The 20,568-nt window shown below is 68.0% G+C and carries 20 protein-coding genes; 14 read left to right on the forward strand and 6 right to left on the reverse strand.

Going from position 1 to position 20,568, the window contains the following annotated elements; all coding sequences use genetic code 11:
- Positions 1 to 167: 167 nt before the first annotated feature.
- Positions 168 to 1,367 carry a threonine ammonia-lyase gene (locus tag KIH07_RS04310; RefSeq protein ID WP_226490794.1) on the reverse strand — a complete coding sequence of 400 codons (1,200 nt, stop codon included), beginning with the start codon at positions 1,365 to 1,367 and terminating at the stop codon, positions 168 to 170.
- 176 nt (positions 1,368 to 1,543) lie between these two features.
- Between KIH07_RS04310 and KIH07_RS04315 the strand changes: the two genes are divergently transcribed.
- The 4 genes from KIH07_RS04315 to KIH07_RS04330 all read left to right on the forward strand — a co-directional run bounded on the left by KIH07_RS04315 (position 1,544) and on the right by KIH07_RS04330 (position 6,567).
- On the forward strand, positions 1,544 to 3,937 hold the full coding sequence (locus KIH07_RS04315) for an ATP-binding protein (RefSeq protein WP_226490795.1): 2,394 nt from the start codon (positions 1,544 to 1,546) through the stop codon (positions 3,935 to 3,937).
- Positions 3,938 to 4,013: 76 nt separating this feature from the next.
- Positions 4,014 to 4,478, forward strand: coding sequence for a MarR family winged helix-turn-helix transcriptional regulator (locus tag KIH07_RS04320; RefSeq protein WP_226490796.1), 465 nt, complete (start codon positions 4,014 to 4,016; stop codon positions 4,476 to 4,478).
- An 83-nt stretch (positions 4,479 to 4,561) separates the two neighbouring features.
- Positions 4,562 to 5,599, forward strand: coding sequence for an aromatic ring-hydroxylating oxygenase subunit alpha (locus tag KIH07_RS04325; RefSeq protein ID WP_226490797.1), 1,038 nt, complete (start codon positions 4,562 to 4,564; stop codon positions 5,597 to 5,599).
- Positions 5,596 to 6,567: a PDR/VanB family oxidoreductase gene (locus KIH07_RS04330; protein ID WP_226490798.1), complete on the forward strand. Its 972-nt coding sequence runs from the start codon at positions 5,596 to 5,598 to the stop codon at positions 6,565 to 6,567. Before KIH07_RS04325 ends, KIH07_RS04330 begins: the two co-directional genes overlap by 4 nt.
- Positions 6,568 to 6,633: 66 nt before the next feature.
- On the opposite strand, the gene KIH07_RS04335 is transcribed toward KIH07_RS04330, so the two are convergent.
- The 3 genes from KIH07_RS04335 to KIH07_RS04345 all read right to left on the reverse strand — a co-directional run bounded on the left by KIH07_RS04335 (position 6,634) and on the right by KIH07_RS04345 (position 9,615).
- Positions 6,634 to 6,987 (reverse strand): hypothetical protein, encoded by a 354-nt coding sequence (locus KIH07_RS04335; RefSeq protein ID WP_226490799.1) that lies wholly within the window; start codon positions 6,985 to 6,987, stop codon positions 6,634 to 6,636.
- Positions 6,988 to 7,176: 189 nt separating this feature from the next.
- On the reverse strand, positions 7,177 to 9,075 hold the full coding sequence (recQ, locus tag KIH07_RS04340) for a DNA helicase RecQ (protein WP_226490800.1): 1,899 nt from the start codon (positions 9,073 to 9,075) through the stop codon (positions 7,177 to 7,179).
- Positions 9,076 to 9,195: 120 nt separating this feature from the next.
- On the reverse strand, positions 9,196 to 9,615 hold the full coding sequence (locus KIH07_RS04345; RefSeq protein ID WP_226490801.1) for a rhodanese-like domain-containing protein: 420 nt from the start codon (positions 9,613 to 9,615) through the stop codon (positions 9,196 to 9,198).
- Between the two features lie 161 nt (positions 9,616 to 9,776).
- Between KIH07_RS04345 and KIH07_RS04350 the strand changes: the two genes are divergently transcribed.
- The 4 genes from KIH07_RS04350 to KIH07_RS04365 are packed head-to-tail and all read left to right on the forward strand — an operon-like array spanning position 9,777 to position 12,823.
- A complete protein-coding gene (locus tag KIH07_RS04350; RefSeq protein WP_226490802.1) occupies positions 9,777 to 10,064 on the forward strand; it encodes a hypothetical protein in 288 nt (95 codons plus the stop codon).
- Positions 10,065 to 10,073: 9 nt separating this feature from the next.
- Positions 10,074 to 11,333 carry a ferredoxin reductase family protein gene (locus KIH07_RS04355; RefSeq protein ID WP_226490803.1) on the forward strand — a complete coding sequence of 420 codons (1,260 nt, stop codon included), beginning with the start codon at positions 10,074 to 10,076 and terminating at the stop codon, positions 11,331 to 11,333.
- 6 nt (positions 11,334 to 11,339) lie between these two features.
- Positions 11,340 to 11,702 carry a cytochrome b5 domain-containing protein gene (locus tag KIH07_RS04360; protein ID WP_226490804.1) on the forward strand — a complete coding sequence of 121 codons (363 nt, stop codon included), beginning with the start codon at positions 11,340 to 11,342 and terminating at the stop codon, positions 11,700 to 11,702.
- A gap of 59 nt (positions 11,703 to 11,761) precedes the next feature.
- Positions 11,762 to 12,823, forward strand: coding sequence for a homocysteine S-methyltransferase family protein (locus tag KIH07_RS04365; protein ID WP_226490805.1), 1,062 nt, complete (start codon positions 11,762 to 11,764; stop codon positions 12,821 to 12,823).
- 26 nt (positions 12,824 to 12,849) lie between these two features.
- Here KIH07_RS04365 and KIH07_RS04370 read toward each other — a convergent pair whose 3' ends face one another.
- Positions 12,850 to 13,179, reverse strand: a complete 330-nt coding sequence (locus KIH07_RS04370; protein ID WP_226490806.1) for a hypothetical protein — start codon at positions 13,177 to 13,179, stop codon at positions 12,850 to 12,852.
- Between the two features lie 421 nt (positions 13,180 to 13,600).
- On the opposite strand from KIH07_RS04370, the gene KIH07_RS04375 reads away from it, so the two are divergent.
- Positions 13,601 to 14,551, forward strand: coding sequence for a TerC family protein (locus tag KIH07_RS04375; protein ID WP_226494619.1), 951 nt, complete (start codon positions 13,601 to 13,603; stop codon positions 14,549 to 14,551).
- Positions 14,552 to 14,573: 22 nt separating this feature from the next.
- On the opposite strand, the gene KIH07_RS04380 is transcribed toward KIH07_RS04375, so the two are convergent.
- A complete protein-coding gene (locus KIH07_RS04380) occupies positions 14,574 to 15,185 on the reverse strand; it encodes a cyclic nucleotide-binding domain-containing protein (protein WP_226490807.1) in 612 nt (203 codons plus the stop codon).
- A 134-nt stretch (positions 15,186 to 15,319) separates the two neighbouring features.
- Between KIH07_RS04380 and KIH07_RS04385 the strand changes: the two genes are divergently transcribed.
- The 5 genes from KIH07_RS04385 to KIH07_RS04405 all read left to right on the forward strand — a co-directional run bounded on the left by KIH07_RS04385 (position 15,320) and on the right by KIH07_RS04405 (position 20,547).
- Positions 15,320 to 16,522, forward strand: a complete 1,203-nt coding sequence (locus KIH07_RS04385; RefSeq protein WP_226490808.1) for a PAS domain-containing sensor histidine kinase — start codon at positions 15,320 to 15,322, stop codon at positions 16,520 to 16,522.
- 61 nt (positions 16,523 to 16,583) lie between these two features.
- Positions 16,584 to 17,267: a response regulator transcription factor gene (locus tag KIH07_RS04390; protein ID WP_226490809.1), complete on the forward strand. Its 684-nt coding sequence runs from the start codon at positions 16,584 to 16,586 to the stop codon at positions 17,265 to 17,267.
- A 146-nt stretch (positions 17,268 to 17,413) separates the two neighbouring features.
- Entirely contained in the window at positions 17,414 to 18,820 is a 1,407-nt protein-coding gene (locus KIH07_RS04395) for a CmpA/NrtA family ABC transporter substrate-binding protein (protein ID WP_226490810.1), read from the forward strand.
- 1 nt (position 18,821) lies between these two features.
- On the forward strand, positions 18,822 to 19,685 hold the full coding sequence (ntrB, locus tag KIH07_RS04400; protein ID WP_226490811.1) for a nitrate ABC transporter permease: 864 nt from the start codon (positions 18,822 to 18,824) through the stop codon (positions 19,683 to 19,685).
- Positions 19,675 to 20,547, forward strand: a complete 873-nt coding sequence (locus KIH07_RS04405) for an ABC transporter ATP-binding protein (RefSeq protein ID WP_413465697.1) — start codon at positions 19,675 to 19,677, stop codon at positions 20,545 to 20,547. The genes ntrB and KIH07_RS04405 overlap by 11 nt, the downstream gene beginning before the upstream one ends.
- Positions 20,548 to 20,568: the final 21 nt, after the last annotated feature.

Here is a 20,568-nt window from a genome sequence, read left to right on the forward strand (position 1 = left end):
TCGTTGGCGGATGTGTTGTGGATGGGCTGTGGTGTGCGGTGGATGTCGCGACTCGCGTCCAAGATGCGAGCAAATCAGCGATGGGCATCGGTGGCGGAACGGCCGCCCCAGATGGCGCAGGGCGCCTTGCAGCGCGCCTGACGAGGGGTGTCAGCGCCTGATCAACGTCAGACCAGCGACGCTTCGAAGCCGTGCGCCTGCAGCTGCCGGATCACCTCGGCGATGTGCTCGCGCCCGCGGGTCTGCAGCACCAGTTCGACCGCCACGTTCTGCGCCGCCAGCAGGGTGAAGGCTCGCTGGTGGTGCACTTCGTCGATGTTGGCGCCGGCCTCGGCCACGATGGCGGTGATGCGCGCCAGGTTGCCCGGCACGTCGCGCGCGTTGACCTGGATGCGCGCGAGCCGGCCGGCGCGCACCATGCCGCGTTCGATGATGGAGGCCAGCAGCAGCGGATCGATGTTGCCGCCGCTGAGCACCAGGCCCACCTTCTTGCCCGCGAACCGCTGCGGGTGTTTGATGAGCGCGGCCAGCCCGGCCGAACCCGCGCCCTCGACCAGGGTTTTCTCGATTTCGAGCAGCATCACGATCGCCTGCTCGATGTCGCCCTCGTCGACCAGCAGCAGGTCGTCTACCAGGCCCCGCACGATGGCCTGCGTGATCTGGCCGGGCGAGGCCACGGCGATGCCCTCGGCGATGGTGCTCACGCCCATGGGCAGGTGCGTGCCCTTGATGGCGTTGTACATGGAGGGGAAACGTTCGGTCTGCACGCCGATGATTTCGATGCCGGGCCGGATCGCCTTGGCGGCCGTGGCCATGCCCGCGATCAAGCCGCCGCCGCCGATGGCGACCACCAGGCAGTCCAGGTCGGGCTGGGCGCGCAGCATTTCCAGCGCCACCGTGCCCTGGCCGGCGATGATGGCCTCGTCGTCGTAGGGGTGCACGAACACCAGGCCCTCGTTGGCGGAGAGCTCCCGGGCGTGGGCGCGGGCTTCGTCGAGCGTGTCGCCGTGCAGCACCACCTCGGCGCCGAAGCCGCGCGTGCGCTCGACCTTCACGCCGGGCGTGAAACGCGGCATGACGATGACCGCGCGCAGGCCCAGGCGCTGCGCGTGGTAGGCCACGCCCTGGGCGTGGTTGCCCGCGCTCATGGCCACCACGCCGCGAGCGCGCTCCTCGGCGCTGAGCTGCACGAGCTTGTTGCAGGCGCCGCGTTCCTTGAACGAGGCCGTGTACTGCAGGTTCTCGAATTTCAGGAACACCTGGCAGCCGGTGAGCTGCGAAAGGGTGCGCGATTCGACGCAGGGGGTGTCCAGCACCTGCCCGGTCAGCCGTTGCGCGGCGGCTTCGATATCGTGTCGTTCCAGCATGCTGCGATTGTGGCCTGTCTGTCGCGCGAAATGGGTTTGGGGAAAGCCCGATAAATTGCACGGACGCGCTCCATCACGCTCTTCCATGATTGATCAAGCTGGGTTATGGTCCGCTTGAATGCCGGGGGGCCCCGGCGTCGCATCGCTGGAATGGAACGCCGTCTGGAGGTGACCGGATGAACAAACGCACGGGGGAGCACGCCGCGTCGCTGGTGCGCGGCCTGCCCGATGCCCGCGAGGGGCGCGTGTTTGTGCCGCATGGCCTGCGCCAGGCGCCGGTGCTCGACCTCATGTGTTCGCATTTCGTGCTCACCCTGGCCGCGCGCCAGGGGCCGCGCTTCAACGTGCGCCGGGACCTCAACACCCTGCTGTCGCTGGCGGGGCGGCACCTGGTCTGGCCGCTGACCGTGCTCACGCGCTTGCGCGAATTCCTGGAGCGCCGCTGCAAGGACAACGAGCTCTGGAGCGGACACGACCACCTGACCATGGGCGCCTTCATGGAGCGCTACGGCGTCTGGCGCGGCCCCTATGAAGAAGGCACGCTGTTCTTCTACCTCGACGAATACGCCAAGGAGTCGCCCAAGGACCTGCTCGCGGTGCTGGCGGTCACGGGCGAGTGGCTGAGCCACGCGCTGAAGAAGCAGTCCACCCTGGTGGAAAAGAACATCGACGCCCTGGCCGGCCTGCTGCAGCTCAACCGCGCCGAGCGCGCCCTGCTGCTGTACGGCACGCTGGCGCGCTACCAGCGCGACCTGCGCTCCATCCTGGTCGAGTTCAAGGTGAACAACGCGCCCGAGGCCTACGCGGCGATCGCCGACGTGGCCGGCGTGAAGGCCAGCGAGGTCGGCGAGGCGTTGCGCGCGGGCTCGCGGCTGGAGCGCATCGGCATGGTGGAGAACCTGATCTCCGAGCACAACATCACCGACCTGGCCGACCTCATGAAGGTCAGCGAAAAGCTGCCCCCGGTGCTGATGCGCGAGTACCGCACGCAGAGTGAGCTGATGGCGGTGTTCACGCGGCCGGCCGCGCGCTCGACGCTGAGCGAGAAAGACTTCGAGTTCGTGGGCGAAGACGTGCGCCTGCTCTCGGGCCTGCTGCGCGAGGCCGTGGCGCGCAAGGAGCCGGGCGTCAACATCCTGCTTTACGGGCCGCCCGGCACCGGCAAGACCGAGCTGGCGCGCGTGGTGGCTCAGGCCGCGGGGCTGGAGCTGTTCGAGGTGGAGTACGCCGACCGCGACGGCAACGCGCTCTCGGGCCGCGACCGCTACCGCTCGCTGCAGATCGCCCAGGTGTTCCTCAAGGGCACGGCGCACTCGGCGCTGCTGTTCGACGAGGTGGAAGACGTGTTCCCGCCGATCTCCAGCGAGGCGGCGCAGATCATGGCGCGGGCCGAGCATGTGAGCGCGCCCCACACCGGCAGCGTCAGCGGCAAGGCCTGGGTCAACCAGATCCTGGAGACCAACGCCGTGCCCACCCTGTGGGTCACCAACCGCATCGAGCAGATCGACCCGGCGTTCCGCCGCCGCTTCGCCTACCACCTCGAACTCAAGAGCCCGCCGCCCGGCGCGCGCGAGCAGCTGGTGCGCAAGACGCTGGAAGACGTGCCGGTGTCCGACGCCCTGGTGGGTCGGCTGGCCGAGCGCAAGGGCCTCACGCCCGCGCAGATCCGCACCGCGGTGCGCTTCGCCCAGCTGGCGGCGTACCCGGCCAAGGCGGCGGCCCGGCGTTCGGCCAAGGCCCCGGCGCGAGGCGCGGGCCCGGCCCTGCTCGACGACCTGATCGAGCGCCAGCTCAAGAACGCCGACCTCGCGCTGGGCCGCGCGCCCGACACGGTGCAGCGCCCCAGCGTGACGCAGTACAGCCTGGACATGCTCAACGTCGAGTCGCGCTACGAGCCGGCGCGCATCATCGGCGCGCTCAAGGCGCGCGGCCATGGCTGCCTGTGTTTCCACGGCGCGCCCGGCACCGGCAAGACCGCGCTGGCCGAGTACATCGCCCAGCAGCTGGAGCGCCCGCTCATGGTCCGCCGCGCCAGCGATCTGGTGAGCAAGTTCGTGGGCGAGACCGAGCAGCAGATGGCCGCCATGTTCCGCGAGGCCGAGGCCGAAAAGGCCGTGCTGCTGCTCGACGAGGCCGACAGCTTCCTGCAGGACCGTCGTGGTGCTCAGCGCACCTACGAGGTGACCGAGGTCAACGAGATGCTGCAGGGCATGGAGCGCTTCGCCGGTGTCTTCATCTGCACCACCAACCTGATGGACAGCATCGACCAGGCGGCGCTGCGGCGCTTCACTTTCAAGATCCGCTTCAAGCCGCTCACGGCGGCGCAGCGCGAGACCATGTTCGTGGTCGAGGCGCTGGGCGGCGATGCGTCGCGGCTGGACGCGGCGCTGGCCACGCGGCTGGCCCGGCTCGACCAGCTCTGCCCGGGCGATTTCGCGGCCGTCAAACGCCAGATGGAGATCCTGGCGGCCGAGCTTGCCCCGGACGAATTCATGGCCCAGCTCGAAGCCGAGCACCGCATCAAACCCGAGGCGCGCGAGGCGCGCGGCATCGGCTTTCTCGACAGTTGAAACCCCACGCGCCCGCCGGGCGCCGCGCGGCGCGGGTTTATAGTCCGCCGACCCGTCTCGACCCCCTGCCGCCGCCATGAATGCCAGAACACCCACCGAGGTCATCGAGCTCTTCAACGAGCCCGGTCACCTGATGCGCCGCGCGCACCAGATCGCGGTGTCCACCTTTCACGAAACGCACGGGCGCCAGATCACGCCGGTGCAATACGCCATCCTGCGCGCCCTGCAGCACGAGCCGGGCATCGACCAGGTCACGCTGGCGCAGCGCGTGGCCCTGGACACCTCCACCACCGCCGACATCGCCGCGCGCCTCGAAGGCAAGGGCTGGATCGTGCGCGAGCTCATGGCGCGGCGCCAGCGGCGCCTGCTGCTCACGCCCGAAGGCCAGGCGGTGCTCGACGCCATGCTGCCCAAGGTCAACCCCATGTACAGCCAATTGCTGGGCTCGCTCACGCCCGGTGAACAGGTTGAATTCCTGCGCCTGCTGCGCAAGTTCGTGCATCTCAACGACCCGACGGACGGCGGCCCGGATCAGGGTTAACCCGGGATCGGGCCGCTTGTTTTTGCGGTCTTTCATTCAGTACAATGAATCACATTCAGCATACTGAACAAGGAGACGCCATCATGTTCCCGAAAAACACCTGGTACGTGGCCTGCACGCCCGACGAGATCGACGTGAAACCGCTGGGCCGCACCATCTGCAACGAGCGCATCGCGTTCTACCGCGTGGCCGCCAACGAGGTCGCGGCGGTGGAAGACTTCTGCCCGCACCGCGGCGCGCCGCTCTCGCTGGGCTACGTCAGCGAAGGCAAGCTGGTCTGCGGTTACCACGGCCTGGAAATGGGCTGCAACGGCAAGACGGTGGCCATGCCCGGCCAGCGCGTGGGCGGCTTCCCGGCCATCAAGAGCTACCCGGTGCAGGAGCGCTACGGCTTCATCTGGGTCTGGCCCGGCGACGCCGCGCTCGCCGACCCGGCCCTGATCCCCCACATGGCGTGGTACGACAACCCCGAGTGGGCCTACGGCGGGGGCCTCTACCACGTCAAGGCCGACTACCGGCTGATGGTCGACAACCTGATGGACCTGACGCACGAGACCTATGTGCACTCCACCAGCATCGGCCAGAAAGAGATCGACGAGACGCCCTGCAAGACCGTGGTCGAGGGCGACACGGTGATCACCAGCCGCTACATGGAAAACATCATGGCGCCGCCGTTCTGGAAGATGGCCCTGCGCGCCAACCACCTGGCCGACGACGTGCCGGTGGACCGCTGGCAGATCTGCCGCTTCACGCCGCCGAGCCACGTGATCATCGAGGTGGGCGTGGCCCACGCCGGCCACGGCGGCTACAACGCGCCCAAGGAGCACAAGGTCTACAGCCAGGTGATCGACTTCATCACCCCCGAGACCGACACCTCGATGCACTACTTCTGGGGCATGGCGCGCCAGTTCAACCCGCAGGACAAGGCGCTCACCGCGCAGATCCGCGAGGGGCAGGGCAAGATCTTCGCGGAAGACCTGGAGATGCTGGAGCGCCAGCAGGCCAACCTGCTGACCTGGCCGCAGCGCGGGCTGCTCAAGCTCAACATCGACACCGGTGGCGTGCAGTCGCGCCGCGTGATCGACCGGGTGATTGCCGCCGAAAGCCAGGTATCCCCATGACCACCGCCGGCGACACGCTCACGGTGCGCGTGGCGCGCAAGCGCCAGGAAGCCCAGGACATTTGCAGCCTCGAACTGGAGCACCCCCAGGGCCTGCCCCTGCCAGCGTTCACCGCGGGGGCACACCTCGACATGCACCTGCCCGGCGGCCTGGTGCGCCAGTACTCGCTGTGCAACACGCCGGGCGACACGCGGCGCTACCAGATCGCGGTGCTGCGCGACGCCCAGTCGCGTGGCGGCTCGCAGGCCGTGCACGAGGCCGTGCACGAGGGCGACGTGTTGAGCATCAGCGCGCCCAAGAACCACTTCCCGCTGGCCGCCCAGGCGCAACGGCATCTGCTGCTGGCCGGTGGCATCGGCGTCACCCCCATGCTGGCCATGGCCGAGGCGCTGAGCGCGCAGGGCGCGGCGTTCGAGCTGCACTACTGCACCCGCTCGCGCGGGCGCACCGCGTTCGTCGAGCGCCTGGGTGTGGCGGCCTACGCCGGCCAGGTGCGGCTGCACCACGACGATGGCGACGCCGCGCAGAAGCTGGACATCGCCGCCCTGCTGAGCGCCTGCGACGCCGGCACCCACCTCTACGTGTGCGGGCCGCAGGGCTTCATGGACGCGGTGCTCGGCACCGCGCGCGCCCAGGGCTGGCCCGAGGAGCGCCTGCACTACGAGTTCTTTGGCGCCGCCCCGGTGGCGAGCGACCAGGACGCGGCCTTTGACATCGAGATCGCCAGCAGCGGGCGGGTGATCCCGGTGCGGGCCGGCACCACCGCCCTGCAGGCCCTGCTCGACGCCGGCCTGGACATTCCCATGTCGTGCGAACAGGGCGTGTGCGGCACCTGCCTCACGCGGGTGAAAAGCGGCCAGCCCGACCACCGCGACCACTACCTCACGCCCGAAGAGCAGTCCGCCAACGACCAGTTCCTGCCCTGCTGCTCACGCGCCCGCAGCGCCCGGCTGGTGCTCGACCTTTAGCAAGGGCGAAAAAAAAACCGCCCGGGAAACCGGGCGGCGGGGACGCTCGAAAGCCGGTGCGCGGGCTCAGTGCATCAACGCCATCGGCCCCGACGGCAGCTCTTCCGGCGAGTGGTCCGGGTGGTGGCCCACGAAGAAGCGCAGCTTCTGGTCGAGGCGGGCCACACGCTCGTTCGCCACGAACTCGCAGTGGTGCTTGGAAATCAGGTTGAACAGCTTGCCGCGCAGGAACCACAGGTCCTTGGGGTTCTCGCACGAGATCAGCGCTGCGTGCAGCCGGGTGCGCATCGGGTCCTGGATGTCGGCCATCGCGTCGTGAAACTCGTCCACGAGAAAGTCCATTTCGAGCACTTGCGTGTCGCGGTACTTCTCGTCGTGTCTGGCCTTGAGGCTGTTGAACCAGGGCAGTTTGAAAAACATGATGGGCTCCATCGCGTGATGTTCACGGGCCCCGAAATGGTGGTTCCGGGCTCACAGTAGACATCGGCAAACGGCGCCCCGCCTTGACCCTGCGCAGCCCAAACACATCTACTTGCCCGACGAGTGGTCGGGCCGTTTTCCGGGCGTCAGACGATGGTTGACACAACGGCCGCCATGGGCCGCCACCACTCAATCAAAAGCACTCACCACCCGCAGCACGTCCGCGCCGTAGGCTTCGCGCTTTTTCTGACCCAGGCCGGCGATGCCGTCCAGATCGGCCAGTGTGCGGGGCTTCTGCGCGGCGATGGCGCGCAGCGTGCTGTCGTGAAAGATCACGAAGGCCGGCAGGTTGTGTTCGCGCGCCACCTCGGCGCGCCAGGCCTTGAGCGCGTCCAGGCAGTCGCGCTCTGACAGGCTGAGCGGTTGGCCGTCCGGCGCCCGCGCGGTCTGGCTGGCGCGCGCGCTCTTGCTGCGCGACGAGGCCTTCTTCTCGCTCAGCTGGCGCAGCCAGACCTGGCTCTCGCCTTTGAGGATGGCGCGCGCCGCGTCGGCCAGGTGCAGGGTGTTGAAGTGGGCCGAGTCCACGTGAATCGCTTCGCGCGCGATCAGCTGGCGCATCAGCGCGCGCCACTGCGTTTCGCCCAGGTCGGCGCCGATGCCGAAGGTGCTGAGCTTGTCGTGGCCGTACTGCGTCACCTTCTCGGTGACCTTGCCGCGCAGGATGTCCATGATGTGGCCGGCGCCAAACGCCATGCCGCTGGACTGCTGCACGCGGTAGATGCACGAGAGCAGTTTGCGCGCGGACTCGGTGGCGTCGTCCAATGCGGGCGGGCTGATGCAGTTGTCGCAATTCCCGCAGGGCGTGCTGGCTTCACCGAAATAGGCCAGCAGGCGCGTTCGCCGGCAGTCGCTGGCCTCGGCCAGTGTGAGCAGCGCGTCGAGTTTGCCGCGCAGCACCTGTTTGAACCCGTCGGCCGCGGGGCTTTCGTCGATCATGCGGCGCTGGTTCACCACGTCCTGCAGGCCGTAGACCATCCAGGCGTTGGCGGCCTCGCCGTCGCGGCCGGCGCGGCCGGTCTCCTGGTAATACCCCTCGATGTTCTTGGGCATGTCCAGGTGCGCCACAAAGCGCACGTCGGGCTTGTCGATGCCCATGCCGAAGGCGATGGTGGCCACCATGATCAGGCCCTCCTCGCGCAGGAAGCGGTCCTGGTGGCGCTGGCGCAGGGCGGCGTCCAGGCCGGCGTGGTAGGGCAGGGCGTTGAAGCCCGCGTCGTTCAGCATGCCCGCCACTTCCTCCACCCGCTTGCGCGACTGGCAGTAGACGATGCCCGCGTCGTGGCCCTGCGCGCTGGTGTGTTCGTCGCGGATGAAGCGCATCAGCTGCGCGGAGCCGTCCTTCTTCTCGACGATGGTGTAGCGGATGTTGGGCCGGTCGAAGCTGCTGACGAAGCGGCGCGCGTCCTGCAGCTGCAGGTGCGTCACGATGTCCTCGCGCGTCAGGTCGTCGGCGGTGGCGGTGAGTGCCACGCGCGGCACGCCGGCAAAGCGCTCGTGCAGCACCACCAGCGCACGGTACTCGGGCCGGAAATCGTGGCCCCACTGGCTCACGCAGTGCGCTTCGTCGATGGCGAACAGGCTGAGCTTGCCGCGCTCGTGCAGCGCGTCGAGCAGCGCCAGGAAGCGCGGCGTGGTCAGGCGCTCGGGCGCGGCGTAGAGCAGGGTCAGCTCGCCGCGCAGCATCTGCTTCTCGATCTGCTGGGCCTGCTCGCCCGTGAGGCTGGAGTTGAGGAAGGCGGCGGACACGCCGGCCTCGATCAGGGCGCCCACCTGGTCGTGCATCAGCGCGATCAGCGGCGAGACCACCACCGTGAGCCCGTGGCCGGCGCGCTCTCGCGCGATCGCCGGAATCTGGTAACAGAGCGACTTGCCGCCGCCCGTGGGCATGAGCACCAGCGCGTCGCCGCCCTCGCTCACGTGGCGCACGATGTCGGCCTGCGGGCCCCGGAAGGCGTCGTAGCCAAACACCTCCTGCAGCACACCGGCGCAGGCTTCGAGGGTTTCGCCGTTTTCGGAGATGTCAATCATGTGAAGTGCGGTGCGAAACCGGTGGCTTGGGGCACCCGATGGCTAGGCGCCAGCGCGCAGACAGTGCTTCAGCACGGCAAGCGGTGGCAACAACGCCAGCGGGTGATCCCAAGGCAGCGGTCACATTTGTTCCCAGGGCAGGCCGTCGTACCGCCAGCCGTTCAGGCTGGAGCGCTTGAAGGTGTCGTTCAGGTCCCCCTCGAAGCCGTGCACCACGTGCGTCACGTCGGTGAAGCCGGCCGCCTCCAGCGCGGCGCCCGCGTCCAGCGTGCGCTTGCCGCTGCGGCAGATGAGCAGGATCGGCCGGTCCTTGGCGCCCGCTTCGGCGGCCACGGCCGCGGCGAAGCGCACCGGGTCGGGCGTGAGGTCGGGGTACTCGTACCAGGGGATGTTCTCCACGCCGGGCGGGCGGCCCACGTAGAGCGACTCGATCTCCATGCGCACGTCGAGGAACAGCGGCGGTTCCTGGCCCAGCGCGGCGCGGCGCTCGGTCTCGGCTTGCAGCCAGGCCCAGGCTTCCTTCGGGAGCAGGTGTTTCATGGCGCCTATTGTCGGGCATGCCCCGTCCACCATCGCCGGGGCCACCGGGTCGGAGCGGATCGGCCGTGAGGTCGGCGCCCGGGAGCGTCTGGCGCTTTCTTGAGCCGCATCAAGATCGGAATCCCGGCGTCTGCGATGCTGGTTCCGTTGAAAGTGGAACCATGCGCCAGTTCTTTTTCCTGCTTCTGATCTGTGTCGGCACGGCCGGTGTGGCCGGGCCGTGGCGTGCGAGCGAGGGCAACACCAGTGGATGGGCGCTCATGACCCCCAAAGAGCGGCTCGAACACCAGGCCGTGGTGCGCGCCTTCACCAACCTCGCCGAGTGCCGCGCCTACCAGTTGCGCCACCACGCGCAGATGGAGGCCCGGGCCCGCGCCGGTGGACAGACGCTGCAGCCGGGCCGCCGCGACATCTGCGAACACCTGCGCCCGCCGGCCACCCAACCCTAGAGCCCACCGATGCGCAACCCGGTTCGCCCCTCGTCCCTGTGGAACCCCCTGATCGGGGCGATGGGGGTCGGCACGCTGGTGTTCTGGGCCTTCCCGTCCGATGTGCCGCGGCTGCGCGCCGGCGGCATCGTCGCGGGGTGGGTGGGCTGTGGCCTGCTGCTCGCCAGCCTGCTGCTCATGGTCCGCGAGCCGCGGCTGGCGCGGTGGCTGGGTGGCCTGGAACCCATGTACCGCTGGCACCACCGGCTGGGTGTGTGGGCCTACCTGGCGCTGCTGGCGCACCCGCTGGCCCTGGCGGCCAGCGCCTGGGCCGAATCGCCCGCGGTGGCCTGGGCCACGCTCGCGCCGTGGCAACAGGGTTGGCCGGTCTGGTCGGGGTGGGTGTCGCTGCTGTGCATGATGGCCGGCCTGCTGATCGCGCTGTGGCCTGGCTTGCCGTACGCCGTCTGGCGCAAGCTGCACCACCTGCTCTCGCTGTCCGTCGTCGTGGGCGCGGCGCATCTGGTGCTGCTGGGGTTGGATGGCGTGCTGCTGGCGGTGCCGGTGCTGGTGCTGGCCTTGCTGCTGTGGCGGGTGTTCCGCGCCGACCAGGGGCTGGGTGCGCTGCCCTACGTGGTGCGGGGCGTCGAACAGCTCTCGCCGTCGACCGTCGAAGTGACGCTGCAGCCCTTGGCGCGCCCCTTGGGCGCACAGCCCGGGCAGTTCGTGTTGGCCGCTTTCTTGGCCGGCCCGCGCTTCCAGGGTTGCGGCGAATACCACCCCTTCACGATCAGCGCCATGGGCGCCGATGGCCGCTTGGTGCTGGGCATCAAGGCCCTGGGCGACTGCACGCAGCGGCTGCAGCAGGCGCAGCCCGGCACCGAAGCCCGCGTGCAGGGACCGTTTGGCCGTTTCCTTGCCGATGGCGCAGGGCCCAGCCTGTGGTTGGCGGGGGGCATCGGCATCACGCCTTTTGTCGCCGCGCTGCGCAACGGCCCCCTGGCGCACCCGGTGCACCTGATCTACCTGCACCGCGACCATGCGGGCGCGCCCTACGCGGCCGAACTCGCCGCGCTGGCCGCGACACAACCCCGGCTCCGGTTGCAGATCGTCGACACCGGCGACACCACGCCGGACCTCGGTCAGCTCTTGCCCGATGCGGATGAACTGCGTGGGATGCATTGTTTCCTGTGCGGCCCCCCCGGCCTGCTGGGCGCGGCCGTTCAGCGGCTGCGCGAGCGCGGCGTGGCAGCGTCCCACGTTCATTTCGAGTGCTTTGACTTCAGGTGAAACATCATGCGCAAACTGGTTCTGCTGGCCACCGCTCTCTTCTGGATCGCCATCACGGTGTTCGCCGCCACGGGCACATCCACCGCCCCCGCGCCCGCCAAAGCGTCGGTGGTGACCGAGAAGCGCTACGCGCTCGCCGACGTGGCCCGACATGCGGTGGAGACGGACTGCTGGATGGCCATCGACGGCGCGGTCTACGACCTCACCGCCTACCTGCCCGAGCACCCGACCCGGCCCAGCGTCATCGTGCCCTGGTGCGGCAAAGAAGCATCGGAGGCCTACAAGACCAAAACCAAGGGCCGACCGCATTCGCCCGAGGCGACCCAGTTGCTCACCACCTACCGCATCGGCGTGTTGGCCGGGCCTTGACGGCACAGCCAAAGCCCGCAGGCCTCGCAGGTGTGCCGGTGCCTTCCTACAATCGGGGCATGAAACCGACCGCCTACACCCGCGCCCAGGCGCTGCCCGACATCCTCCAGCAACGCATCGCCATCCTCGACGGCGCCATGGGCACCATGATCCAGCGCTTCAAGCTGGGCGAGGCGCAGTACCGCGGCGAGCGCTTCAAGGACTTCCACAAGGATGTGAAAGGCAACAACGAGCTGCTGAGCCTGACACGCCCGGACGTGATCCGCGACATCCACGAGGGCTACCTGGCCGCCGGCGCCGACATCATCGAAACCAACACCTTCGGCGCCACCACCATCGCGCAGGAGGACTACGACATGGCGGGCCTGGCGCGCGAGATGAACCTGGCCTCGGCCCGCATCGCCCGCGAGGCCTGCGACAAGTTCAGCACGCCCGACAAACCCCGCTTCGTGGCCGGCGCCCTGGGCCCCACGCCCAAGACCGCCAGCATCAGTCCCGACGTGAACGACGCCGGCGCCCGCAACGTCACCTTCGAACAGCTGCGCGCCGCCTACTACGAGCAGGTGGAAGCGCTGGTCGAAGGCGGGGCCGACCTGCTGCTGGTGGAAACCATCTTCGACACCCTCAACGCCAAGGCTGCGCTGTTCGCCATCGACGAGTATTTTGAAAACAGTGGTGAGCGCCTGCCCGTCATCATCAGCGGCACCGTGACCGATGCCTCCGGCCGCATCCTGAGCGGCCAGACCGTCACCGCCTTCTGGGCCAGCGTGCGCCACATCCAGCCCCTGGCCGTGGGCCTGAACTGCGCCCTGGGCGCCACGCTGATGCGCCCCTATATCCAGGAGCTGGCCAAGGTCGCGGGCGATACCTTCATCAGCTGCTACCCCAACGCCGGCCTGCCCAACCCCATGAGCGACACCGGCTTCGACGAAACGCCGGACGTGACCAGCCGCCTGCTGCGCGAGTTCGCCGCCGAGGGGCTGGTGAACATCGTGGGCGGCTGCTGCGGGACCACGCCGCAGCACATCGGGGCGATCCATGAGGCGGTGGCGAGCCAGGCGCCGCGCCACCTGGCGCAAGGTCGTTCCCCTTTCTACCGAGAGGCCGCCGCAGCCGCTTGAACGGGGGCGGATGGAAGCTGTCGCGCCTACATCAGCCGGGATGCCGTACCGGTTTGAGCCGCGAAGGTGGATGGGGCGAACCAGTGCGCCATGGGTTTGCTTCCGTCGTTGGCCCCGTCCAGGGAGCGGGTGAGCAGTGCAACCATGTCGGCCCGGGCCTGGCTGGTCGCCAGCACGAGGATGTGGTCGACGTGGGCCGTCTTGATGAAGCACCGCTGGCCGTGGCGACTGGGAGTGAACTCGAACATGCCCACGGTGTGGCCCTGCCGCAGCGCAGCGACCAGGTCTTCCGTTTCACGCGGGGTCCAGAGGTCAACCTCCAGCAACCACGCTTCAATGTCGTCTGTGAAACTCATTTCAGAACCTCCATGTGACGAACCTGGACTCCTGAGAGTCATCGCCACCTGGCAGAAGAAATGAAGCGTCAAATTGTCAGCAATCGAAACATGGCGTGGGTAGACGCTGCTCCCTTCGCGTGCGCATCTTGCGTGGACAGCGCCCGCCGAGGCCGACCTTCAGGAGATTTCTGAAGGTCCTTCACCTTGCCGCACACGCCTCGGCCCCCCACAATCGCGGCTTCCCATCAAGGGGAGTAACCAGCCCGCCACCGGACGCACAGCCCGGCCCCGGCGGGTGGGGTTTTCGTCAGTACGTGGCCTGATCGCTCGCGAAACAGGACGCCGGAAACCCCGGGTCGGGCGCCACGCCCGGCTCCGGCCAGACCTTGGAGGGTGTTTGTTCATCAACACCGTCCGTTCAGAAAAGGTCTTGTCATTCATGGAAACCATCGCGCCCCTGTGGCTCTGGCTGGTGTTCGTCGGCTTCGTGCTGGCGGCGCTGTTTGTCGATTTCGTCGTGCTCAAGAAGCAGGGCGCCCACGCCGTGGGCGTGAAGGAAGCGGTCAACTGGTCGCTGATCTGGGTGGGCTTGAGTTTTCTGTTCAACGGCCTGCTGTGGTGGGCGGTGAAAGACGGTACCGGCTCGACCGCGCTGGCGAACGAGAAGTCGCTGGAGTTCCTGACCGGCTACCTGATCGAGAAAAGCCTGGCGGTGGACAACATCTTTGTCTTCCTGCTGATCTTCAGCTACTTCGCGGTGCCCGCGGCCTACCAGAAGCGGGTGCTGATGATCGGCATCGTGGGCGCCATCGTGCTGCGCACGGGGATGATCCTGGTGGGCGGCTGGCTGCTGGCGGAGTTCCACTGGCTGCTGTACCTGTTCGGCGCCTTCCTGGTGCTCACGGGTGTGAAGATGTGGCTGGCCGCCGGTCAGGAGCCCGACCTGAACGACAACCCGGCCCTGAAGCTGCTGCGCAAACTGTTGCCGGTGAGCCGGCACTACGACGGCGAGCGGTTCTGGACGCTGGAGAACGGCAGGAAGATCGCCACGCCGCTGCTGATGGTGATCGCCATGGTGGCGCTGACCGACGTGATCTTCGCGGTGGACTCGATCCCGGCGATCTTCGCCATCACCGCCGATCCGTTCATCGTGCTGACCAGCAACGTGTTCGCCATCCTGGGCCTGCGCGCGATGTTCTTCCTGTTGCAGGCGGCGGCCAGCCGCTTCCACCTGCTGAACTATGGCCTGGCCGTGATCCTGGTGTTCATCGGCGGCAAGATGGTGCTGATCGACGTGTTCAAGATCCCGGTGGCGGTGTCGCTGGGTGTGGTGTTGGGCATCCTGGCGATCACCATGGTCTGGAGCCACAAGACGGCGCCGAATACCTGAGACAGCCCGGCCCCGATGGGGCTCAGTCCTCCGGCAGGAGCCGCTCGATCTCTTCCTGCATGGCCTGCACCATCTGGGTGTAGAGCCTGAGCTTGTCGCCGCTCTCGCGCAGGCGCTCGCTCAGGCGCTGGGCCACGGCGGCCATGAGTTTGGCGCCGGTGGCGGGCTGTTCCCGGATCAGGGTTTCGAGCGCATCGCGTGTGAGCACGGCGCAGCGGACGTCGGTGCTGGCGACGCACGAGGCCGAGCGCGCGGCGCCGTCGACCAGCGCCATCTCGCCGATCAGGCTGCCCGGCCCCAGCACCCGCAGCGTGACCGGCTCGGTGCGGCTGACCGTGAGCGACTCCACCGTCACCTCGCCGTCAAGCACCAGCACCATGAAGCCGGTGTCGCTCGCGTCGCCCTGGTGGATGAACGTGGTGCCGCTGTGAAAGCGGCGCGGGCGCATGAAGCCCACCACGGTCATGGCCTCGGCCTCGCTGAGCTGCATCAGCGCCGTGGGCGCGCGCAGCATGCGCGCGGCCTCGTGCGCGATGTCGGAGCCGGCCACCAGCGCCTGCCGCTCTTCGGGCAGCCGCGACTCGGGGGCGTCGTATTTGCGACGGGCAGCGAACAGTTTGTCGAACAGGGCCATGGAGGGCGGCTGCGGGGCCGCGATGAAGGGAGGGGCGCCGGAGCGCAAAGGCGCCTATTGTGAACCGCCGCAGCGGCCGCGTGTGTGTGGCATATCCATTGCTAGGCCTTCTCCAACCTCCAACCCGCTGCGCCATGCCCGTCGAAGCCCCCTTCCTGCATCCGCGTCCGGTCGCCGCCGACGCCTGGCGCGACCCGCTGGCCCTGCTGCTGGCGTCCACCGGCGAGGGCATCTACGGCGTGGACCTGGACGGCGCCTGCGTCTTCATCAATGAGGCGGGCGCGCGCATGATCGGCTACGAACCGCAGGAGCTGCTGGGGCTCAACATGCACGGGCTGACCCACCACTCGCGCGCCGACGGCGGCCACTACCCCGAGGCCGAGTGCCCGATCTTCAACGCGTTTCGCCAGGGCCTGCCCTGCCGCATCGACAGCGAGGTGTTCTGGCGCCGCGACGGCACGGCCTTTCCGGTGGAGTACTCCAGCCACCCCATCGTGGAAGACGGGCGGGTGCGCGGCGCGGTGATCACCTTTGTGGACATCACCGAGCGCAAGCGCGCCGCCGACGCGCTGCGCCGCGCCAAGGACGAGCTTGAGGGCCGCGTGCGCGAGCGCACCCAGGCGCTGGAGACCGCGCTGCGCCAGGTGCGCGAGCTCGCGGCCTGGTCCGAAACCGTGCGCGAGGACGAGCGCACGCGCATCGCGCGCGAGGTGCACGACGAGCTGGGCAGCCTGCTGGTGGCGCTGAAGATGGACGTGAACTGGATGGACAAGCGCCTGTCCGAGCAGCAGCAGCGCAGCCCCGACGCGGCCGAAGACATGCGCAGCCGCATGCGCTGCAAGTGCCAGAACATGAGCCGCCTGATCGAGAACGCGGTGGACAACGTGGGCCGCATCATCACCGACCTGCGCCCCAGCATCCTGGACCACCAGGGCCTGTGGGCAGCGCTGGAGTGGCAGGCGCAGGAGTTCGTGGCCTCGGCCGAGCTGGCGCTGGACTGGCGCATGGCGGTGGACGAAAGCCTGGAACTGCCCGAGCCGCTGGCCATGGCGGTGTTCCGCATCTTCCAGGAAATGCTCAGCAACGTGGGGCGCCACGCGCGGGCGCGGCACCTGGGCGTGGCCATCGCGCGCAGCGGCGCGGAGCTGAGCCTGGCGGTGCAGGACGACGGCGTGGGCGCGCCCGCCCAGGCCTTCGAGGCGGCGGACGCCTACGGGGTGATGGGCATGCGCGAGCGCGCGCGGCACTTCGGCGGGCGCATCGACATCCACAGCGCACCAGGTCGGGGCACGCGCATGTGCCTCACGTTGGCGCTGCCCCCAGAAAACAGCCCATGAACACCGCGCCGGGCCGCTCCAGGCCAGCCCGCGCCGCGGTGCCCAACACAAAGGTGACCGAATGAACGCAGAACCCACCGTGATCGTCGAGACCATCCGCGTGCTGATCGGTGACGACCACCGCATCGTGCGCGAAGGGCTCAAGCAGGTGCTGGCCGAGGCGCCCGACGTGCTGGTGGTGTCCGAGGCGCAGAGCGGCCCCGAGGTGCTGGCCCAGGTGGCCGCGCTGCAGGCGCGTGCCGGGATCGACCTGGTGCTGCTCGACATCGCCATGCCCGGCATCGACGGGCTCGACGTGCTGCAGGCGCTCAAGCGCGAGCACCCCAGGTTGCCGGTGCTCATGCTCAGCACCTACCCCGAGAAACAGTACGCGGTGCGCTGCATCCGCATGGGCGCCTCGGGCTATCTCAACAAGAGCGCCGACCCCGACGACATGCTCGCCGCGGTGCGCAAGGTGGCCGCCGGCGGGGTGTTCCTCACGCAGGCCACGGCCGAGGCGCTGGCCGCCGCCGTGGGCCAGGCCGGTGCCCAGGCCGGGCCCGAAGCGCTCTCGCACCGCGAACACCAGGTCTACCGCCTGCTCACGCAAGGGCAGACCGTGAGCGAAATTGGTGCGCAGCTCGGGTTGGCGCCCAACACGGTGAGCACCTACCGGGCGCGCATCCTGGAAAAGACCGGCACCAAGAACGATGTGGAGCTCGCGCTGTACGCCGAGCGCCACGCGCGCTCGCCCAAAACGCCCTGAAACGGCCGCTCTTGTAGGGCTGGCCCTACATCGAGTCGGTGCGGCGTCTGCGAAATGCGGCAAGGGGCGGCGATCGGCCCCGTCTGGCATGGGTTCTGGCCCGTCGCTTGCAATGCACACCCCGTCATCAACTCACGAGGTGCGCCATGTCCGAATTCTTCGATCCCTACAACGCCGATCGACCGCTCATGATGAAGTGCAGCTGTGGGCGCGACCACAGCGTGGCCGACCACCACGCCGAGGTGGCGGCCGACAGCGCGGCCATCGAGCTGCGCCGCCGCAGCGAGAGCGCCGAGTTCGAGGCCTACAGCAACGAGTTCATCGAAGCCACGCTGGTGAAGGCGCTGTTCCCGCACGACGAAGAGCGCCGCCGCTTCCTGCGCGCGGTGGGCAAGGGAACGGCCATGGCGGCGATTGCCAGCGTGCTGCCGGTCGCCAGCATGCAGGCCATGGCGCAGGAGAAGCAGGGCGCGCTGGAGAAGACCGACCTGAAGATCGGCTTCATCCCGATCACCTGCGCCACGCCGCTGATCATGGCGCACCCGTTGGGCTTCTACCAGAAGCAGGGCCTGAACGTCTCGGTCACCAAGACCGCGGGCTGGGCGCTGGTGCGCGACAAGATGATCAACAAGGAATACGACGCTTCGCACTTCCTCTCGCCCATGCCGCTGGCCATCAGCATGGGGCTGGGCAGCAACGCCACGCCGATGAACGTGGCCACGATCCAGAACATCAACGGCCAGGCCATCACGCTGGCCCTGAAACACAAGGACAACCGCGACCCGAAGAACTGGAAGGGCTTCAAGTTCGGCATCCCGTTCGACTACTCGATGCACAACTTCCTGCTGCGCTACTACCTGGCCGAGAACGGCCTGAACCCCGATACCGACGTGCAGCTGCGCGTGATCCCGCCGGCCGAGATGGTGGCCAACCTGCGCGCCGGCAACATCGACGGCTTCCTCGGCCCCGATCCCTTCAACCAGCGCGCGGTGTTTGACGAGGTGGGTTTCATCCACGTGCTGACCAAGGACCTCTGGAACGGCCACCCCTGCTGCGCCTTCGGCACCAGCACCGAGTTCATCCAGAAGAACCCCAACACCTTCGCCGCGCTGTACCGCGCGGTGCTCACCGCCGCGGCCATGGCGCGCCAGCCGAAGAACCGCGAACTCATCGCCAAGGTGATCGCGCCCAGCCAGTACCTGAACCAGCCGGAGGCCGTGTTGAACCAGGTGCTCAGCGGCAAGTTCGCCGACGGCCTGGGCAAGATCCAGAACGTGCCCGATCGCGCCGACTTCGACCCCATGCCCTGGCAGAGCATGGCCGTGTGGATGCTCACGCAGATGAAGCGCTGGGGCTATGTGAAGGGGGATGTGAACTACCAGCAGATCGCCGAGAAGGTGTTCCTGATCACCGATGCGCGCAAGCACATGAAGGACCTGGGCATCGAGTTCAAGGCCGGCCCCACCTACGCCAAGCACACCATCATGGGCAAGGAGTTCGACCCCGCCAAGGCCGACGCGTATTTGAAGAGCTTCCCGATTTCGAAGGTTTGACATGAAGACCACGAGCCTCAACCTGCGCGCGGCGGTGGTCTCGCTGCTGATCTTCGCGTGCTTCATCGGCGCCTGGCAGCTCGCGACCTCCGGGCCATCCATCGGCGGTTCTTCGGCCGGCATGACGGCCGAGGAGATCGAGTACGCCAAGATGATGGGCAAGGACCCGGGGACTGAAAAGAGCAGCGGCTTCCCGCCGCCCATCGAGGTGGCCAGGGCGAGCTGGGCGCACCTGTCCGACCCGTTCTACGACAAGGGGCCGAACGACAAGGGCATCGGCATCCAGCTCGCGCACTCGCTGGGCCGCGTCGGTCTCGGTTTCCTGCTGGCGATGGTGGTGGCGCTGCCGATGGGTTTCCTGATCGGCATGTCGCCGCTGATGCAGAAGGCCTTCAACCCTTTCGTGCAGGTGCTCAAACCCATCAGCCCCCTGGCCTGGATGCCGCTGGCGCTCTACACGCTGAAGGACTCCGACGTGAGTGGCATCTTCGTGATCTTCATCTGTTCGATCTGGCCGATGCTGATCAACACCGCCTTCGGTGTGGCCGGTGTCAAGCGCGAGTGGCTCAACGTGGCCAGCACGCTGGAGGTGAACCCGCTGCGCAAGGCTTTCCAGGTGATCCTGCCGGCCGCGGCGCCCACCATCCTCACCGGCATGCGCATCAGCATGGGCATCGCCTGGCTGGTGATCGTGGCGGCCGAGATGCTGGTGGGCGGCACGGGCATCGGCTACTTCGTGTGGAACGAGTGGAACAACCTCTCGCTCACCAACGTGATCTTCGCCGTGCTGCTGATCGGCGTGGTCGGCATGTTGCTCGACCTGGTGTTTGCGCAACTGCAGAAGGCGGTGACCTATGTGGAGTGACACCAGCGTGCGCGAGAGCGCGGTCCTCGCGGTTCCTGTGAACGACCCCATTCAAAAGGTTGCCCCGATGTCCGGTTTCCTGAAAGTCGAACAGCTCGCCAAGGCCTACCAGGCGGACAATCCGGTGTTTGCCGACGTGTCTTTCGCCATCGACAAAGGCGAGTTCGTCTGCATCATCGGCCACAGCGGCTGCGGCAAGACCACCATCCTCAACGTGCTCGCGGGGCTGGACACCGCCACCAGCGGCCACTGTTTCATGGACGGCCGCGAGATCAACGGCCCCAGCCTGGAGCGCGGCGTGGTGTTCCAGAGCCACGCGCTCATGCCCTGGCTCACCGTGCGGCAGAACATTGCCTTTGCCGTCAAGTCGCGCTGGCCTGAGTGGGACAAGACGCAGATCAATCAACAGGTGGAAAAGCACGTGGCCATGGTCGGCCTGCTGCCCGCCATCGACAAGAAGCCGAGCCAGCTCTCGGGCGGCATGAAGCAGCGCGTGGGCATCGCGCGTGCGTTTGCCATCCAGCCCAAGATGCTGCTGCTTGACGAGCCCTTCGGCGCGTTGGACGCACTCACGCGCGGCACCATCCAGGACGAGCTGATGGCCATCGTGCGCGAGACGCACCAGACCGTCTTCATGATCACGCACGACGTGGACGAAGCCATCCTGCTGGCCGACCGCATCCTGCTCATGACCAACGGCCAGGAGACCGAGCAGGGCTATGCGCCGGGCGGCATGGCCGAGGTGGTGGTCAACCCGCTGCCGCGCAGCCGCACGCGGGCGCAGCTGCACCACCTGGATGGCTACTACGACTTGCGCAACCACATCGTGGACTTTCTGGTTTCCCGAGCGAAAGCCCACTGACGTTTTCTTTCCTTCACTTCC

Source organism: Hydrogenophaga taeniospiralis (genome assembly GCF_020510445.1).
Lineage (GTDB): Bacteria > Pseudomonadota > Gammaproteobacteria > Burkholderiales > Burkholderiaceae_C > Hydrogenophaga.